Source organism: Acetobacter cerevisiae (assembly GCF_001580535.1).
Taxonomy (GTDB): domain Bacteria; phylum Pseudomonadota; class Alphaproteobacteria; order Acetobacterales; family Acetobacteraceae; genus Acetobacter; species Acetobacter cerevisiae.
In genome coordinates this window covers 1-1,016 of sequence record NZ_LHZA01000027.1, presented here as the reverse complement: position 1 = coordinate 1,016, position 1,016 = coordinate 1, and the positions used below count along the sequence as shown (strand labels likewise).

Annotated in this window: 1 protein-coding gene; it reads left to right on the top strand. The window is 55.2% G+C overall.

Going from position 1 to position 1,016, the window contains the following annotated elements; all coding sequences use genetic code 11:
* Window positions 1-56 precede the first annotated feature (56 nt).
* Window positions 57-1,016 (top strand): IS481 family transposase, encoded by a 960-nt coding sequence (locus AD928_RS00160; protein WP_062247323.1) that lies wholly within the window; start codon window positions 57-59, stop codon window positions 1,014-1,016.

Genomic DNA, 1,016 nt, shown 5'->3' with positions numbered 1-1,016 from the left:
TGTTTAGTCCCGGGGTTTGATGGTGTGATATTTTCACGAGAGTGGAAGGAAGCATTATGGGACAGATACGTCATGGGAGCGCCACGACCACGCACGCCGTGCGAGCAGCAATACAGCGATCGCAGGCTTCGCTCGCGGCGCTGAGCGAGGAGTTCGGGATCAACCCGAAGACAGTGGCTAAATGGCGGAAGCGACAGAGTGTCGAAGATCAGAAGACAGATCCTAAAGAGCCGCGCTCAACGGTCCTGTCCGAGACGGACGAAGCGATGATCGTGGCCTTTCGCCGGCATACGTTGCTGCCGCTGGATGACTGCCTTTATGCCCTGCAGGCCAGCATTCCCTATCTGACACGCTCGGCCCTGCATCGCTGCCTTCAGCGTCACGGGATTTCACGACTGCCGGACATGGAGGGAGACAAGCCCAGACGCCAGCGCTTCAAACGCTACCCGATCGGGTTCTTTCATCTCGACATAGCGGAAGTCCAGACCGCTGAAGGCAAGCTGTACCTCTTCGTTGCCATTGACCGGACAAGCAAATTCGCTGTCACACAACTGGTCGAGAAAGCTGATCGGAAGACGGCCTGGGAATTCCTCGAACATCTCCTGAGCATCATCCCTTACCGGATCCACACCATCCTGACCGACAATGGGATCCAGTTCGCTGACCAACCCCGTAATCGCAATACGGCCTGGTCGCGTCCCATGCGCTTCGACATGATCTGCGAAGCCCACGGGATCGAACATCGTCTGACGAAACCCAATCATCCCTGGACCAATGGTCAGGTTGAACGGATGAACCGGACAATCAAAGAGGCAACCGTCAAACGCTTCCATTACGACAGTCATGAGCAGTTGAGGACACACCTCAACGACTTCATGGCAGCTTATAATTTCGGGCGAAGGCTCAAGACGCTGAGTGGCCTCACGCCTTACGAATACGTCTGCAAAATATGGACTTCAGAGCCAGAAAGATTCATCATCAATCCAACCCATCAAACCCCGGGACCAAACACCTAG